The 18086-nt window shown below is 36.2% G+C and carries 15 protein-coding genes; 9 read left to right on the top strand and 6 right to left on the bottom strand.

The window, feature by feature from the left end:
- Window positions 1-632: 632 nt before the first annotated feature.
- The 4 genes from ftnA (at window position 633) to ABN212_RS07170 (ending at window position 3254) form a co-directional block, all read left to right on the top strand.
- Complete coding sequence (gene ftnA / locus ABN212_RS07185) at window positions 633-1136, top strand: non-heme ferritin (RefSeq protein WP_075673382.1); 504 nt, start codon at window positions 633-635, stop codon at window positions 1134-1136.
- A 437-nt stretch (window positions 1137-1573) separates the two neighbouring features.
- A complete protein-coding gene (copC, locus tag ABN212_RS07180; RefSeq protein WP_023582413.1) occupies window positions 1574-1966 on the top strand; it encodes a copper homeostasis periplasmic binding protein CopC in 393 nt (130 codons plus the stop codon).
- A complete protein-coding gene (copD, locus tag ABN212_RS07175) occupies window positions 1966-2862 on the top strand; it encodes a copper homeostasis membrane protein CopD (protein ID WP_349443039.1) in 897 nt (298 codons plus the stop codon). The genes copC and copD overlap by 1 nt, the downstream gene beginning before the upstream one ends.
- 47 nt (window positions 2863-2909) lie before the next feature.
- Window positions 2910-3254: a YebY family protein gene (locus ABN212_RS07170; RefSeq protein WP_109372534.1), complete on the top strand. Its 345-nt coding sequence runs from the start codon at window positions 2910-2912 to the stop codon at window positions 3252-3254.
- A gap of 307 nt (window positions 3255-3561) precedes the next feature.
- Here ABN212_RS07170 and ABN212_RS07165 read toward each other — a convergent pair whose 3' ends face one another.
- From ABN212_RS07165 to yebS, 3 genes are all read right to left on the bottom strand, one after another.
- Window positions 3562-3804, bottom strand: a complete 243-nt coding sequence (locus ABN212_RS07165; protein WP_023582410.1) for a DUF1480 family protein — start codon at window positions 3802-3804, stop codon at window positions 3562-3564.
- A 211-nt stretch (window positions 3805-4015) separates the two neighbouring features.
- Entirely contained in the window at window positions 4016-6334 is a 2319-nt protein-coding gene (locus tag ABN212_RS07160; protein ID WP_198619651.1) for a PqiB family protein, read from the bottom strand.
- Complete coding sequence (gene yebS, locus ABN212_RS07155) at window positions 6282-7532, bottom strand: membrane integrity lipid transport subunit YebS (RefSeq protein ID WP_198619650.1); 1251 nt, start codon at window positions 7530-7532, stop codon at window positions 6282-6284. The genes ABN212_RS07160 and yebS overlap by 53 nt, the downstream gene beginning before the upstream one ends.
- Before the next feature lie 278 nt (window positions 7533-7810).
- On the opposite strand from yebS, the gene ABN212_RS07150 reads away from it, so the two are divergent.
- The 5 genes from ABN212_RS07150 (at window position 7811) to htpX (ending at window position 14753) form a co-directional block, all read left to right on the top strand.
- A complete protein-coding gene (locus tag ABN212_RS07150; RefSeq protein ID WP_088495806.1) occupies window positions 7811-8308 on the top strand; it encodes a GAF domain-containing protein in 498 nt (165 codons plus the stop codon).
- Between the two features lie 95 nt (window positions 8309-8403).
- The gene (gene proQ / locus ABN212_RS07145; protein ID WP_023582406.1) at window positions 8404-9099 is read left to right on the top strand and encodes an RNA chaperone ProQ; all 696 of its coding nucleotides are present in this window, start codon (window positions 8404-8406) and stop codon (window positions 9097-9099) included.
- A 19-nt stretch (window positions 9100-9118) separates the two neighbouring features.
- Window positions 9119-11179 carry a carboxy terminal-processing peptidase gene (prc, locus tag ABN212_RS07140; RefSeq protein WP_109372531.1) on the top strand — a complete coding sequence of 687 codons (2061 nt, stop codon included), beginning with the start codon at window positions 9119-9121 and terminating at the stop codon, window positions 11177-11179.
- Window positions 11180-12091: 912 nt separating this feature from the next.
- Window positions 12092-13444: an OprD family outer membrane porin gene (locus tag ABN212_RS07135; RefSeq protein ID WP_198619649.1), complete on the top strand. Its 1353-nt coding sequence runs from the start codon at window positions 12092-12094 to the stop codon at window positions 13442-13444.
- A 430-nt stretch (window positions 13445-13874) separates the two neighbouring features.
- Window positions 13875-14753, top strand: coding sequence for a protease HtpX (gene htpX, locus ABN212_RS07130; protein WP_088495802.1), 879 nt, complete (start codon window positions 13875-13877; stop codon window positions 14751-14753).
- Window positions 14754-14840: 87 nt separating this feature from the next.
- Here the strand turns inward: htpX and ABN212_RS07125 are convergent, their stop codons facing one another.
- The 3 genes from ABN212_RS07125 to ABN212_RS07115 form a co-directional block, all read right to left on the bottom strand.
- Window positions 14841-15704, bottom strand: a complete 864-nt coding sequence (locus ABN212_RS07125) for a hypothetical protein (RefSeq protein WP_349443038.1) — start codon at window positions 15702-15704, stop codon at window positions 14841-14843.
- A gap of 135 nt (window positions 15705-15839) precedes the next feature.
- Window positions 15840-17231 carry an L-cystine transporter gene (locus tag ABN212_RS07120; protein WP_349443037.1) on the bottom strand — a complete coding sequence of 464 codons (1392 nt, stop codon included), beginning with the start codon at window positions 17229-17231 and terminating at the stop codon, window positions 15840-15842.
- Between the two features lie 243 nt (window positions 17232-17474).
- A complete protein-coding gene (locus ABN212_RS07115; RefSeq protein ID WP_198619647.1) occupies window positions 17475-18041 on the bottom strand; it encodes a metal-dependent hydrolase in 567 nt (188 codons plus the stop codon).
- Window positions 18042-18086 lie beyond the last annotated feature (45 nt).

Raw genomic sequence — 18086 nt, 5'->3', positions numbered from 1 at the left:
GTTACCTACTAATCTTATCAGTCAAAATGAAAAACTGCACAAAAATTGGAATTATTTTTATTTTTTGAGAGTTATGTATTTTTTTACGTGAAAAGAGTGAAAAAAACTGCTGTCTGAAAAATAAATATGTAGCAATATAAAATAGAAATCATAAAAAAATAGGGAATGATAACAAGTAATAGAAGGATATTTTATTTTTCTAATGATGATTATTGTAGATATTACGTTGTATATATTTATTGATATAGGGTAAAGCTTATTTTTGAATATTTTTTAATGATTGGAATATGATTTTTATTTAATGCTAATTTTAATTTCTTGGATTATAAAGAAAAAGTTAATAAATATAAAAGCTAAAATTAAAAGTCAAAAGTTAAATATTATATTTATATATTTCAATACGTTAGGTTGTTTTATGCAATGATTAAATACATGTTTTGTCTTAATGATAATAAATACTATTTAGCTTTTTAATAGTATTAAAAACATATTACAAATGAGATTGGTTTTTATTTTTATTACGGCTAGTTAATTGAAAAAAATAAATAAAAGCACACTTAAATAGCTATATTTTTATTTTTAACTGTGCATAATATCCATAATGTTAATTTTCATCGCAAGGGACGTAAAATATGTTACATCAAGATATGATCAACAAATTGAATGAACAGCTAAATCTAGAGTTTTATTCGGCAAATCTGTATTTGCAAATGAGTGCTTGGTGCGACGATAAAGGATTTGATGGGGCTGCTAAATTTTTAAAAGCTCACTCTCGTGAAGAAATGGAACATATGCACCGCTTATTTGATTACTTAAGTGATACAGGTGCAATGCCTTTACTTGGGGCGATTGAAGCTCCACCTGCTGAGTTTTCATCATTATCTGAGTTATTCGATAAAACTTACGAACATGAAAAACATATTACATCTGAGATTAATAAATTAGCGCATGTTGCAATGACAACTCAGGATTATTCAACATTTAACTTCTTACAATGGTATGTTGCAGAGCAGCATGAAGAAGAAAAATTATTCAAATCAATCCTTGATAAATTAGCAATGGTTGGTGACAGTGGAAAAGCTTTATTCTTGTTAGATAAAGATCTGAACACATTATCAACATCTGCACATGTCTAATTATTAATAAAGCTTTAAATAGCCTAAATTAATAAATGAATTATTGCGCTCTGCTGTGAATGAATAGCAGGGCGTTTTTTATTCTTCTATATTACCTCCCTTTCTATTGTTGCTATTCTTATCTCTTCTCTTACTTACATTGTCTGTTTTTTACCCTAAAAAATACCTACCCCATGTTATTTATACAGAGTGGTTATTTTACTTTTAGTTGTATTTGGTTATGTATTGAACTGTTTAGACTGTCAATATGGGTATTATATTTTCTCAAAGTGTAAAAATGGGTGATATTTGAAACAGAAACTGGTCTAAATAACATATATTTTGAGTGCTAGTTCACAACCTTTTATTTCTAATATCAAGAAGCGAAGATCTTGACGTAAATTTGCTATAAAATATTTTCATAAATAAAAAAATCACCTGTAATTTAAGAGGTTATTATGTCATTAAATACACTTAAGACATCTTGGGGTAAATTATCGGCTATTGCTGTTTTATTCCTTGGTATGTCATACCAACAAGCATTAGCACACGCACACTTAAAATCACAGTTACCTGCTGAAGGTGCTGCTATTGAACAAGCGCAAGCGCCTAAAGTTATCACACTAGACTTTTCTGAAGGTATTGAATTAGCCTTTAGCAAAATTAAAGTCACTAATAGCGACGGTAAAGAAATTACCGTAGGAAAACTGAGTTTAGATCCTGTTAACAACACTAAATTATTATTGCCTTTAGAAAGTGATTTAGCAGAAGGTAATTATTTAGTTAATTGGAACGTTGTTTCTGTTGATGGGCACAAGACAAAAGGTTCTTATCAATTTAGTGTAAAATAATGACACCTGAAGACGTTTATATTTTATGCCGTTTTTTCCATTTCGTGGCAGTCATGTTTCTGTTCGGACTGAGCTTCTCGGCTGCCATTCTTGCAAAAGATAAGTTCATTCCTCTTATTCAAGTCCGTTTGCGCCCTGCATTAGCCATTAGTACTGTCACTGTCTTTATTACGACTTATTTATGGATGGTTGTGCAATCTGGTATTATGGGAAATGGATGGGAAGACGCTTGGTCATTCGAAATATGGAAAGCGGTATTAGGTACTTCATTTGGTCAAGTTTGGCAATGGCAATTGGTATTAGCAACCGTTGCATTAGCCGTTTTATTTATACACCAACGTTATATACGTAACTTCTCTTTATTAATTGTTGCTTCAATTATGTTGATCTTACATGCATCAATTGGTCATGGTGCCATGTTTGCAGGATCAGAAGCGATATTTTACAAAGTTAACCAAAGTATTCATCTTATTAGTGCTGCCTATTGGTTTGGTGGTTTATGGCCATTTGTCGCTTGTTTGCAATTTTTACGGAATAAAGACGAGCTTGCAGATGGAATGATCAAACCTATCATTAGTACAATGAAGCGGTTTTCACTTTTTGGTCATATTGCTGTTTTATTGGTTATTATTACTGGTGTTATCAGTGCCGTTATGTTAATTCCAGAATGGCCAGCAGTACAATTATCATCTGAATATCAAAGTATGTTATGGCTTAAAATTAGCTTAGTGGTGTTAATGCTTGGCCTAGCTGTAATCAATCGTTATGTCTTAGTTCCTCATATCCGTAAGAAAAATAACTTTCAATGGTTGCTAGTAAATAGTTGGTTTGAACTATTACTTGGAACAATGGTTATTTTTACTGTAGCCATCTTTGCGATTAACTCACCCGTATAGATTGTTATATAATCGAAAAAACCTAATTTCTTAAGTGAGACATCCACATGAAACGTTTTTTATTAGCGGGAATGTTAATGCTTTTCTCTTTTCAAGCATTCTCGGCGGCACCTATTTCAACGGTCAGTAAACTTCAATTTGGTGACGATTGGCCATTTACTCGAGAAGAAGTGATGCTCAATTGCCGTGCTGATGGTGCTTGGTTTGTGATTAATCCAGCAACACTGATGCAGTATCCACTTAATGAAATTGCAATGAAACAAATGGAAAGTGGGAAAGTAAAAGCACAGTTAATTGATGTTATTTTACTGCCAGATCCTAATGCACCTGAAAAGAAAAAATCAGTAGAAGTGATACAGAATGCGATTAAGTTGCTCTGTGAGAGTAATTAATCAAGTGATTGATAATATGGCTAAGATTTTTTATTTTTATCGTATTGATTTAAATAATAAAAATTAAAAGCAAAGATTTTTTGAATAGAAAATGGTGTGCTACTAGGGTGTTTACTGGATCTTTACATATTGTTAGCTAATATTTAACAGTAGGTTGTGAGATAGAAAAGTCTGAGTTAGTCCTCGATTTTTGTTTATGCAGTAATCAACAATTACTTTTTAGCGCACGGCTCGCAATGAGCCATTTCCCTAAGCCAGATAAATGATTTATCTGGCTTTTTTTATGTTATTTCGCTTTAGCATCTCGTTATGCCACTTTTAAGATCCAGTGGTGATTATCTTTATCATAAGCATGACGATAAAGCAGAATATTTTTATCTTTTAATTGGGCTGGAATACTTGTGTTTTCATCCCATCCATCTAATTGCATGCAAAACTCTTTGTCATAATCACATGGAATATGAATATAAGTTAATTGGTTATCAGAAGAGTGTTTCAAAGTAATATCTTCAATTTCATAGCAAGCAATTTTCAACGTTGTCTTTTTCATAATAAAACTCCGGATTAAGCGATGTCGTGTTGTGTTCTGTTGTGTTTTGTTGGTGGCATTTATTTTAAAGAATGCTTTTTGACCGAACAAAATTAAGCATAGTATAAATGGAATCTATTTCCAAAATATTTTTTGGAAATAAAAAAAGCGGATCATTTTTTGTGATCCGCTTTAAATAAATTATCTGAAATAGGGCAGAATTGTCTAATTTTTAAGGTTTAGGTATTGCTGTTCCCCATTCATCCCAATCTTTGGGTTCTTTATCATTTAAAATGAAATTCTGTTCCTGTTTTGCTTTCGCTTGTAATGGTGTGGAAGGGGGGGTTGCAAAAGTGATCCCCCCGCGTATAAATTGCTTGAATGTACCACTACGAATAACGCCGCCAGTTAAACCAAACGAGAAGTTATATCCCGATGAGAGCCAAAACTCAGTATTATTTCGAACTAGGTATTGGTATTTTTTACTAATACGGATGTGAATTAATACTCTGTCAGACATGTTTCCTAGTTCAAGACCTGTTACGGCGCCAACTTCAAGACCACGGTAGTAAATTGGTGTACCAATTTGTACCGAACCCGCTTCAGTGGCATTTAACACAAGGTTTAATCCATCGAGATAGCGTGAGTCTGTAATGTTAGATGTTTGCAATTCAAATTGACGATATACGCCACCATTGCCTGGTTCTGCTTTAATATAAGGTTGTATAAGTGAATCTAAGTTATCTAATCCTGATGCTGTTAATTCGGGAGTAACAACAGCGAAGCGACTGCCTGATCTCGCAAAGGTTTTGACATAATCAGGGTAGAGAACAGCAGATACAGTCACTGCTTTTCTATCTGGTGAAAGGATTAATGATTCGACTTGTCCAATATCAATGCCTAAATAACGAATAGGCATTCCTTCAGAGAGTTTGCTTGCGTCATATGTTTTTAAAGTAATTTGAGCACCGATAGCTCGTGCGCTAGTTTCTGATGGATAGAGTTTGTAACGTGAAACGTTATTATTGATATTTTCGAAATTATCAAAACTGATTGCGCCTTTTAATGCGCGATTTAGTGGTGTTGCTTCAACAGTTAATCCTGAGCCATTAACAGAGACTTTAGCTGCCCCTTCAGTCCAAAATACACTCTTTTCTGTAAGCAGATGGCGATATTGCTTTGAAATATAAACATCAATATCAAATTCATCCATCAAAGGTCGAACATCAGTAATTTCACCGACTTGGAATTGATGATAAAGAACCACTGAACCTTTTTGTATCCCAGGAAGGCTTGATGCTTTTAAAGTGAGTGTCACGGGTAATTCATTACCATCAACACTGGCTTTAGCAAAAAAGTCGTTACGATAAAGGCGATACTGTTCTTTAGGTGTTCCTTTAGTACCTTGAATAAGATGAATGCCTCCTTCAAGCCATTCTTGAGGTGTCGCACCTTGAACTTCAATGCCATTTAGACCCATATTGACGTTAATTCGGCTATTGGCAACAAATTTACTATTTTCATAAATATAATGTTTATATTCAGGGGCAATAATTGCATCAAAAATAACCCCATCATCACTCATATTACGCTGAATGATTTGTCCAATAGTAATTCCTCTAAAAAGAATAGGTTGTCCTGCATCGACGCCCCAACTTTCTTCACTGGTTAGAGAAATGATTAATCCATCTTCGCCATATATTGCTTTACCCGCATCTACGGAGGTTGCTGATTGTAAAACAAATTGCTGGTTTTCTTGTGCTGGAGGGCTGTTTTCTGGGGAATCAAACGCAATTGCGCCATTGATTAAAGCAGAAACACTTTCCATTTTCACTGATACGCCACTTTTTAAATTGAAATTACCTTGAAAGCCCGAGACGTTCCAAAAATGACTATCTTGGCGAATTAAGTGGGCGTATTGTTTATCAATACTAAGTTCAATAAAAATGCCTTGATTATCAGGGCGAATCGCATAGCTATATACTTTACCAACAGGAACTTGGCGATAATAAACTTGAGAGTCAACATTGAGTGATCCCAGTTTCTCTGTCGTTAGCGTTATTAACTGCTGATTTTTATCAATATTAGCTTGAGGACGAACTTCCTGAGCAATAAATTTAAACTGCTTTTCACCGTCACCCGGTAACATGCTGATATAGTTACCACCAACTAAAGCATCGAGCCCAGATACGCCAGAAAGGCTGGCTTTAGGTGTAACTAACCAAAACTGTGTGTTTTTGCGCAGTGTAGTCGCGAGATCTTTGCGGATATCAGCTGTAACAATAACTCGACGTAAGTCATCGCTTAAAGTGACATCTTTAACAAGACCCACATCAACGCCTTGATAACGAATAGGTGTTCTGCCAGAGACAATTCCTGATGCGGATTGAAAATCAATCGTGATTTGTACGCCTTTATCTTGCCAATGTTGGAAAAGCAACCAACTAGCAATAAAAATGGCGATAACAGGGAGTAGCCAAAATGTCGAAATTTTACGCTTACGGCGTATTTGGGCTTGTGTGTCCTGAACGTCGTTTTCTTCTTGTTGCATAAGTATCCCATAGTAAACGACTATCCAACCATTCAACGGCAAGGATAGTAAGAATAACCGCAGTACCAAAATAAAAAGCCGCTGGTCCCATTGTGAAAGTCATCAATTGATCTCGATTAATCAATGACATCATCAGCCCAATCACAAAGAGATCAAGCATTGACCATCGACCTATCCAAGAGACAAAACGGTATAGTTTCATTCGAAGTAGGGGGTCAATACGAGAATTAAAATGAATGCTTAATAATAAGCCCAGCATAATTATAATTTTGAAAAAAGGCACAAAAACACTGGCAATAAAAACAATAACTGCGATCGGAGTATTGCCTGAATTCACTAAGGAAAGCACACCTGAAAAAATAGTGTCTTCACTACGTCGACCATTTAAATAGAAAATAGAAATAGGTAATAAATTTGCAGGTATGAGTAAAATTATTGCTGAAATTAATGCCGCCCATGTTTTTTGTAAACTCATTGGTTGTCTTGGGGTATAGCAAGATTTACAACGTGGGCAGTGTGTTGATGGTGTTCTTTTAAAATGATAATGACAAGCATGGCAAGTCGCAGGGCTTTTTTCTATTTCTTTTTGTGGATAAAAGCGTTGCCAAAGTTGGTCCATATTAATGTTAATTAGCATTAATAAGCTGAGTATCATTAAAGAAACAAAAGCAATTAAGCCATTGCCAATATAGACGGTTGCATAATCACCTAATTTTATTGTTGCAACACCAAGACCAATCAAATAGACATCTAACATTACCCATTCTTTTAATTTCCCTAACATTAATAAGACTGGGCGAAGATTAAGGCGTAAGCGAGATCCTAAATGAAGATATAAAATAGCGATGGGGAGGCTAAGTGGTGCAGCAATAGCACAAAAAGCTACCATCGTTGCTGTAAGAGGAGAGCCTTGCTCTGACATCATGCGAATACCGTCAAGCACATTCGCCGTTATCATCGTGCCTAATAGATGAATTTTAATTAGTGGCTGAGTAAATGCTATTGATGCCAAAATAAGCATTGTAATAGAGAGAATAAGTAGACGAGTTAATGACCAATATCGATAAGATGCGAGTTTGGCTTGGCAACGTGGGCAATAGGCATCCTCTCCACGCTTCAATGTGAGAGGTAGTGTCACGAGGTGATCACACTCCTGACAGCGTATTGATTTTTTTTCCTTTGTTGCGATATTGTTCACTATGTTGCTCGTTAATTCGCCTAAGTTGGTTTTCTCAAGAGTTATCGTTTGATTAAGCTAAAAAAAAGTACCTATACTCAATGGTTCACAAGTTATCATTTTTATTATATTTATGCCTTTCATTTTACAATACAAAGTGTCTGATTTTTTTTGTGGGTGTTAAGTGAATATTATCGTTTTTTTACCCAATTCTTGAAAATGGAGTATTCAACCTCAAGATAAAATAGGCTAAATTACGAGTATGTTATCTATTTTAGTTACGCAAATAGGGTTTAATGATGCCAAAATCGCTTTTTTATCAGGAACTCACTGATAATTTGTCAGCCTTGTTGTCTGGTGAAAATGATCTTATCGCATCACTTGCTAATACCAGCGCGCTTCTTTACGAGAAGTTAGATACGATAAATTGGGTTGGGTTTTATCTTAATGATGGTGATTCATTAGTCCTTGGCCCATTTCAAGGCAAAATTGCTTGTGTCAGAATAGGTTTTGGGAAAGGAGTTTGCGGAACTGCATACTCTGAAAACAGAATTTTAAGAGTAAGCGACGTTCACCAATTTAGTGGTCATATTGCTTGTGACAGTGCAAGTCAGTCTGAAATTGTTCTCCCGTTAGAAGTAAATGGACAAATTATCGGCGTTCTCGATATTGATAGTCCTATTTTTGATCGTTTTGATAAAAAAGATGAAAATGGGCTTAAAGCGTTGTGTGACGTGCTCTGCGAGCATTTAAAAACTTGTCATACAGCAAAATATTGTGAATTTTGTGTAAGTTAACAGGCGTTTGCCATAGAAATTGTTGGCAACACTATTATAATGTCGCTTGTTCATGCCTGCGCTGGTTGGCAAAACCGTTGTAATCAGGAAATTTCATGGAAAATCAACCTAAGTTGAATAGTAGTAAAGAAATCATCGCTTTTTTAGCTGAACGTTTCCCTAAGTGTTTTATCGCTGAGGGCGAAGCTCGCCCTTTGAAAGTTGGCATTTTTCAAGATCTTGTTGAAGATCTAAAAGATGAAACTCAACTGAGTAAAACACAGTTACGTTCGGCATTACGCTTATATACCTCAAGTTGGCGCTACCTTTATGGAGTTAAAGAAGGAGCAAAACGTGTCGATTTGAATGGTAATGACTGCGGCGAACTGGAAGCTGAGCATATTGAACATGCTCGTACACAATTAGCAGAAGCTAAGGCGCGCGTTCAAGCTCAGAGAGCAGAACAACGTGCTAAGAAGCGCGAAGCTGAAGGTGATAAGGAGACCAGCAAACGTCCGGCAGCGAAAAAGCCAAATAATACGCGTCGTCAGCCACCTAAAGAGGGTGAAAAACGGCAGCCTCGTCCTCAAAAAGCGACTCAAGCACCTCGTAAAGCACCACCACGCCAAAATACTGAAAAGTTAATTCCAGTGAAAGACACATCAGTTCTTACTGTTGGTCAATCGCTGAAAGTTAACGTTGGTAGCAGCGTGATGGACGCGACAGTGCTAGAGATAGCGAAAGAGGGTGTACGTGTACAATTGCCTAACGGTTTGGCAATGAATGTACGCACGGAACATTTAAAGTTCTGATACGGAGGCCAACCAGAGCATGAACAAACTTTTAAATGTGGCTTTTGCAATCGGATTAACGTTAACAGGCACTTCTGTTGTGATGGCTGAAAAACCAGCCACTCCAGCAATGGTAACTATTGATCAGTTACCCGACTTAAAGCAAGAGCCACAGCATTCTACCGTGAGCGAGCGAGTAACCTCTCGTTTTGAACGCTCTCATTACCGTCAGTTCTCGCTAGATGCGAGCTTTTCTGAAAAGATTTTTAATCGCTATCTTAATTTATTAGATTATAGCCACAATGTGTTGCTAGCATCAGATATTGCCCAATTTGATAAAGAAAAAACCAAAGTAGGTGAATATCTGAAAAAAGGTGAGCTTCAGCCCCTTTATGATCTTTTTAATTTAGCGCAAAAAAGACGTTTTGAACGTTTTCAATATGCTTTAAACCGCCTAGATAAACCCATAGATTTAACTGGTCAAGATAAGTTTGAGTTAGATAGAACAAAAGCGCCGTGGCCGCAAACTCAAGCTGAGCTAGATAAACTTTGGGATGAAAAAGTAAAATATGATTGGCTAACGCTGAAACTATCTGAAAAAACAGATAGCGAAGTTAAAGAGACACTCACTAAGCGTTATAAAGCTGCATTACGTCGTCAAACGCAAAGCCAAAGCGAAGATGTTTTCCAAATCATTATGTCGGCATTCGCCCGCGAAATTGATCCTCATACAAGTTATCTATCACCAAGAAATACCGAAGCCTTTGATTCTGAAATGAGTCTATCCTTAGAAGGCATTGGCGCTGTATTACAGATGGATGATGATTATCCTATGATCAACTCTATGGTAACGGGTGGTCCCGCTGCAAAAAGCAAAGAGTTGAAAGTTGGCGATAAAATTATTGCTGTAGGGCAACAAAATAAAACGATGGTTGATGTTGTCGGCTGGCGACTTGATGATATCGTTGCTTTGATTAAAGGGCCGAAAGGTAGCCAAGTAAAATTAGAAGTTATTTCTGATGAGAAAGGCGCTAAACCAAGAACAATCACTTTAGTCAGAGAGCAAATCCGTTTAGAAGACAGAGCTGTTAAGCTAACTGAAAAAGTAATTAACGGTGATAAAGTTGCAATTTTGGATATTCCAAGCTTCTATGTTGGCTTAACCAATGACGTAAAAACACAGTTACAAAAAGTGGCGAAAGATAATGTTTCATCTTTAGTCATTGATTTGCGTGGCAATGGTGGTGGAGCATTAACCGAGGCGATTTCACTTTCAGGATTATTTATTCCAAGTGGTCCCGTTGTGCAAGTCAGAGATAATAATGGTCGTGTACGACAAGATTTCGATAAAGATGATGTCGTGTATTATAAAGGGCCACTGGTTGTTATCGTGAATCGCTTTAGTGCTTCTGCCTCTGAAATTTTTGCTGCTGCAATGCAAGACTACGGACGAGCATTAATTGTCGGTGAGCAAACGTTCGGTAAAGGAACAGTTCAGCAATATCGCCCATTAACCCGTGTTTACGATCAAATGCTAAGCCCTGATTGGCCTGGTTTAGGTTCAGTGCAATACACTATTCAAAAATTCTATCGAATTAATGGTGGTAGTACTCAACTTAAAGGGGTAACACCTGATTTGCTGTTACCAAGCTTTGATAGTGCTGAAATGGGTGAAAGTTTTGAAGATAACGCATTGCCTTGGGATAGTATCTCTCCAGCAAGCTATCAGCTATCTGAGTATTCAGACAAGCTGAAAGCGGCGTTAGCACCATTAACTGAACAGCATACTAAGCGTATTGCAAATGACAGAGAGTTTTCATACATCTTTACTGATATTCAGCGTTATAACGATGCTAAAGCAAAAGGTGAAGATAAATTTGTTATCTTAAACTTCGCTGAAAGAGAGAAAGAAAACAAAGAGCTGGAAGCCATTAAATTAAACCGCATTAATGAGCGTTTTAAATTAGAGGGTAAGCCTGCGTTGAAATCACTCGATGATTTGCCTAAGGATTATGAGGGGCCAGATCCTTATTTAGATGAAACTGCTGCAATCGCGGTTGATCTCTCAAAAGTGCTTAAGCCTAAGAAATTATTAAATTAAGTTATCAGTTATAACAACGGATACTTAAAGTAACCCCCCAATAGTTGGATAACCAATTGCTGGGGGGTTTTGTATTTATATTGATCAAGATATAAGATTATCATTGCCAATCAATGCTCATCAGGCTTTTCATCAAAAATCTTCTTAACAAAACCAATAATATCTTCTTGGATAGGACCCTTCATATTTTTAGTTATTCACTATATTAAGTTACCAGTAATATAAATAATTATTAATAAATGGATATTTAAATTTTACTTTATGTCACTTAATTTTTAATTCGAAATATATCTTGAATAAGTTTTGTAAGCTATAGAGAGAATACTAGGTTAATTTTTAGATAAGAAGTGAGTTTCTTATCTAATAAGTGGAATGAAAAGATAAAGGGATTATTTATTGTGATTAAGATCTCATTTGAAGGCATATCTATTGTAATAAATGTAACATGTTGTGACAATGATCTCTAAAATTGACATAAGATTACTATAGTATACAGATTATGAAATATTTGCGTCATTTTTGGATATTGACGCGTTAGCTAAAATCTTACCTAAATGATGAGTTATCTTTATTCTATAAGTTCAAAAATATATTTTTAGAGCAACATATCATAACTAAAATAATATATTTTCAGAGTAAGGTTCTCTACGTAAGGGATAATGACTAAAGGCAAATAATCTATAATTTGCTTATAGGATTTTATTGCAAAAAAATAAGTGAATATAAATATGGTGAGATATCCATATTGGATTTTTTACGCCAAAAAATGACTCTATTGCTTGAAAATGGTGCAACTATAAATTTAATCAAAGGTTATTTTTTAGCTAAATAAAGAAATGGTGTTTTATTAAACTTGCTGAATATAAGTCAGTATAACTTAATTCAAATATTTATTAACCAGGTTGCATTTAAATGAAAGTAAAAAAAATAGTATTGTTTATGTTGTCTCCTTGCTTCTTAGCGGTAAGCGCTGCTAATGCTGCGAATTGGGAAGACTCAATTAAAGAAAGTGCGTTTATTTCAGATTCAGAACTTGAACTTTCTACAATCAATATGTGGAAATACTTGAAAACTGAAAACCGTTTTGATAAAGAAGAGCAACGCTACAGAAAGCAAGTTGCTAATGCCTGGGGGCAAAACTTCCAAGCTGATTTCAGATCAGGTTATTTAGGTGGCATTCTAGGATTTGATGTCTCTTATTATGGTGGTATCAAATTAGGTGCAAGTAAAGACTTCGCCTCTCGTGCAATTTTATATAATGATGATGGCGATGCAAAAGGCTATAACAAAATTGGTCAACGTTTTGCAAAAGTTAAATTCGATTTAGATCCTGTATTAATTAACGGTAAAGCAGGGTGGTTTACACTGAAAAATACCGGTATTTTTACAAACTCACAGCGTTTATCATTAAACAGCTACAATGGTTATGCAACTAATACAGCAATGGGCGACTGGAGCTTAGATTTACTATTCCTTGACGGAAAAGTAATGCGTCGTGATAGCCCAAATATCGACAGAATGTATTTCAGTGATGGTAATGGTGTTAGACATAATATCGATCATGTTCTTACGGGTGGCATTAACTACAACTCCAAACCGTTAAAAGTATTTTATTTCTATGGTCAAGCGGATGATGTATTCCGTCAACATGGTTTAGAAGCAAAATATAAATTAACTTCAGATGTTACTGTTGGCGGTGTTGTTTATTATCATGATTACGGCAGTGATGGTAAACGTACATTAAGTGATGCCAATAAGGGTAAACGTAACTTTGATAATGACGCATGGCACTTTGCAGGTACTATGGAATGGCGTATTCCTGAGTCACCATGGACATTACGTACAGGCGTGACGTATACCGATGCAGAAAAAGCTAATGGTGTTGGTCAATTTGCTCGTAACCCAATTGGTAATACCCGTGGACGCTTTAACTCACCAGCTTACGCAGATATCGACTATGTACGTGATGGTGAGGTTATGGGTGCATTGGAAGCTGAATACAGAGTTAGCAAAGAGCTGTCTATTGGCGCGCGTACCAACTATAGTGAATTCAGCTATTCTGGCGAAAGATTAAAACAAGGACAGTTTGGTTTATTTAGCTACTGGAAACCAACCGCAAATCTTTCTGTTTCTTTAAGCGGTGGTATTGGCTGGCACCACCAGCAAGAAAACGACTATACCACACCAAAACTTTATGATGGTCACTCACAACGAGCTCACTCATTGTCTGGCTCTATGACAACAACATATCGTTTTAAAATGTAATCTATAGCGTTAATTGAGTTTATTGCTCGTATCAGATGCACGACTTGCATACATTGTGAGTCGTGCATAAAAATACAGAGATAGCTGCTCTATCGATTATCGTAAAAGATGGCGTCTATATGCCAACTTGCGCTGTTTTTTTATGGTAAACCCATTGTTATGATATTAAACAATACAAGCCTTTCTTAAATAAATTCCTTCCGTTCGACAAAACAGAAAATTCATATCATCTATTATCAATCACACTTTATATTTAAGTTTTAAATGATGCCTAATATTAGGTGTTCACTGGCTATTTTTTTATCAAAATGTAAAGTTATATCGTTTTTAATATTAAATAAGTTAAAAGGCTTGATAAAATCTGAAAAAGCCTTATTTATAAGACAGCTTTAGCAATGTGATAATTAGATAAAATAGGAACAGTATCAATATGATGAGAATTGCTTTATTCCTGTTAACAAACTTAGCCGTTATGTTTGTTTTTGGGATCATCTTATCTTTAACAGGTATACAAGGTCGTAGTGTTCAAGGCTTGATGATCATGGCAGGCTTATTTGGCTTTGGTGGTGCATTCATTTCACTATTAATGTCAAAATGGATGGCATTACGTTCAGTGGGTGGTCAAGTTATTGAAAACCCAACTTCAGAAGTAGAGCGTTGGTTATTAGATACGGTAAGACGACAATCTGAACAAGTCGGTATTAAAATGCCACAAGTAGCAATTTATGACGCACCTGATATTAATGCGTTCGCGACAGGTGCTCGTCGTGATGCTTCGCTGGTGGCCGTGAGTACTGGTTTGTTAGCTAGTATGAGCCGTGATGAAGCAGAAGCGGTTATTGCCCACGAAATTAGCCATGTTGCTAATGGTGATATGATAACCATGACCTTGCTGCAAGGTGTTGTGAATACCTTCGTTATCTTTATTTCTCGTATCATCGCTCAATTTGTTGCTAACTTTATTTCTAATGATGAAGAGAGTGAAAATAGCAATGGAAACCCATGGGTCTATATGGGAGTTTCAATGGTTCTGGAAATTGTATTCGGTATTCTTGCCAGCATTATTACAATGTGGTTCTCTCGTTATCGTGAATTCCATGCGGATGCTGGTTCTGCAAAGCTTGTTGGCCGTGAGAAAATGATAGCTGCATTACAACGTTTGAAAACGAGTTACGAGCCGCAAGAAGAAAGTAGCATGATGGCTTTCTGTATTAATGGCCGTAATAAGTCATTCAGCGAGTTATTTTTATCTCACCCGCCATTAGATAAGCGTATTGAAGCACTGCGCAATGGTGAGTATCTGAAATAAGATTGAGAGTTTAATCGCCAACTCTCAAAAAATTAAAGCGCTCAATATGAAAATATTGAGCGCTTTCTATTTGTGAAGAATAGGGCTTTAATCTAAATACTCGCCAAAGTATGTCACCATTTTTTCCTCATCAATTTTAAGACTGCCTTTCCAGCCCGCCCACGGCATTTCCATATCAGAGCGACCTTTTGTGTTATTAAGTTGATTTTCTGCAATGGTAATATCGCCGAAATTAGCCCAATGATCCAAAGATAATGGAATATAGGCATTGGGAATAACACCAACTAAGGCAAGTGAGTGCAAAATACCTCGTTTGGTATATTTATCACCAGAAATTAATTTAGCTTCATTTAACCGCTTTTCAAACTTACCCGGAGTTTCATCTTCAGGAGCTTGGCGTAATAAATGGAGTAATTGCTTAAAGATCTCTTTATCTGCGAGTGTTGGACTGACTGGAGCGACGGTCAGTAGATGTTTTAAATTCAAGTAAGCATAGGAAGGATTGCCCGTATAAGAATTACCGTAATAGAGGCAATATTGAAAATAGCTGTCATTAATATGTTTTTGCTGATCCCCATCACTACAAACCCAACAGCAGGCATATTGAGGTTTTTCTTCATAATTATGTAATGGCAGATTTTGTAATTTATGAAAAGCCCCTAGAACAGAACGACCTCTAAGATAACTGCCTCCAACACCCGCAACAAAAGCATCTAAGCAACGCTTTTGGGTGAGTAATGGATCATTCTTTAAGCTATTTAATTTCGAAATAACATCAGTGTGATCAGCAAATTTTTCTATGATATTAGGTTGCCAATTGGCCTCAGATAACAAGGTTTGTTCTTTGTCTGAAAGAACATCAAGGGGATACAGTGAAACTTGGCGTTCTGGATCATATTGGCTATTTTCATATTTATAGAGTTTACGTAAAACTCGCATAATTTTTTGCACGATTTTACCTTGTTATATTTATAGGTTTTTTATTGATATTGGTGAATTGCATAGATAGAAGATAGGTAACTTAATATAGATACAAAAAAAAGCCAGTTCAAATGAACTGGCTTTATCAATAGAGGTAGATAACGTTTATTTTACGGTAAGTTCAGTTTCTTCATCTTGGTTGAAGACTGCTTTGTCCGTTTGTCCCATAATTTGACTGGTGATTGTACCCGCTGTCATTGAGCCACTAACGTTTAATGCTGTACGTCCCATATCAATTAACGGCTCTACTGAGATTAACAGAGCAACTAATGTCACTGGTAAGCCCATTGCAGGTAAAACGATAAGGGCTGCAAATGTTGCACCACCACCCACGCCAGCAACACCAGCAGAGCTAACAGTCACGATAGCCACTAAAGTTGCGATCCACATTGGATCTAATGGGTTAATTCCCACGGTAGGCGCAACCATAACAGCTAACATCGCAGGGTAAATACCCGCACAACCATTTTGACCAATGGTTGTACCAAAAGACGATGAGAAGCTTGCGATAGATTCAGGTACACCAACACGTTTAATTTGAGTTTCAATATTTAACGGAATACTTGCAGCACTTGAGCGGCTTGTAAATGCAAATGCTAATAAAGGTCCCGCTTTTTTGAAGAATTTAATAGGGTTTAAACCCGTGAAGCTGACCAGTAATCCATGAACAACAAACATTAAGCCAATAGCAACATAAGAGGCAACAACAAAGCTTCCTAATTGAATGATATCGTGCATATTTGAGCTTGCAACAACCTTAGTCATCAGAGCCATTACACCATAAGGTGTTAGCATCATAACAATGCGAACCAGCTTCATGATCCATGATTGTAGGCAATCAATCGCGGCTAAAACTTTCTCACCACGAGGCTGGTCTTCTTTGAATAATTTCAATGCAGCCATGCCTAAGAAAGTTGCAAAGATAACAACGCTAATAATCGATGTTGAGCTTGCACCTGTTAAATCAGCAAATGGATTTTTAGGAATAAATGACAAAATAAGCTGTGGCATCGTTAAGTCAGAAACTTTGCCCATGTAATTTTGTTCAAGCGCAATTAAGCGCTGTGATTCTTGTTCACCTTGTACTAAGCCTTCTGCTGTTAAGCCAAATAGGTTAGCAATAACAATACCGATTAAGGCAGAAATAGCGGTGGTAAATAACAGTGTACCAATAGTTAGGCCACTGATTTTTCCTAGTGATGATGCTTGATGCAAACGAGCTACAGCACTAAGAATAGAGGCAAATACTAATGGCATAATGATCATTTGTAACAGCTGTACATAGCCATTGCCCACGATATTAAACCAAAGAATAGATTCTTTAATAATAGGATCGTGTGAGTCATAAAATGCGTGTAGTGCTAGTCCAAAAGCGACACCAAAAACTAAACCAACAAGAACTTTCTTTGAAAGGCTCCACTGACGTTGACTTAATTTAGCCAAGATGAGTAATAGCACAACAAAGACGAGTACGTTAATGATTAACGGAAAATTCATCTTAACTCTCCAACGAGATCTTTATTTATATAATTTCAACGATTGGATGCGATATGAGTTCTTAGGTAATAAGAAAGGATATAACAGCATCAATTCGTTATATGGTAACAGGATTGTTAATAACTTTTTATAATTAATTATTATTTTATATAATCGTTTGGTTATAAAAACAAGGAAAGTAGGCATAAAAAGATGTAAGAATTTATAAATAAATAGAAAAATGTAGGGTTTTGTCAGGGGGTGTTAAAAATTAGTGCGCTTATCGTGGTACATCTGTAACCAGTTGTTGACTTGCGAAGGCAGTGTAACAGTAAGGTGTGGAGGTAAAAAAAGTGCGCCAACAAGGATCAAAACAGAGATAAATCTCTCGCCTTTTTTATTATTCTTTTTACCTAAAATAGGTAATGCAAAACGTATTTTCAAAGGCCACAAGAAAGGAACGCCAGCGGGAGTTAACATATCTGCAATGAGATGACTAAGATAACCCAATAAAAGGGCATGGAAGATATCGGCAGAAATATCCCAACGTGGTGAAACTTGGGTTTCCCACAAAATAGCTAAACCACAAAACGCAAGTAAACTATGCGTAAAACCTCGATGACCACAGAGCTTTGATAGCGGCAGAGAAATAATACGGAATAATCGTCCGAGAATAGAGCCAGGATGATCTAAATCAGGTAGAAGTGAGCCTAATAAGACAGCAGGGATCATGTGAAACCAATCACCATCAGCAAGAGCTGGCGTTATTTCAAGCTTCTGTGCTAACACAAGTGTTGCCACAGAAAAAAGTAGATGTCCTTCTGCTGTCATTCCATATCTGTTCGTTTGCTGTTCATTTATACAGTAATGAAGTAT

This window comes from Proteus genomosp. 6 (assembly GCF_040139785.1).
Taxonomy (GTDB): Bacteria; Pseudomonadota; Gammaproteobacteria; order Enterobacterales; family Enterobacteriaceae; genus Proteus.
This window is presented reverse-complemented; position numbering and strand designations above follow the sequence as displayed.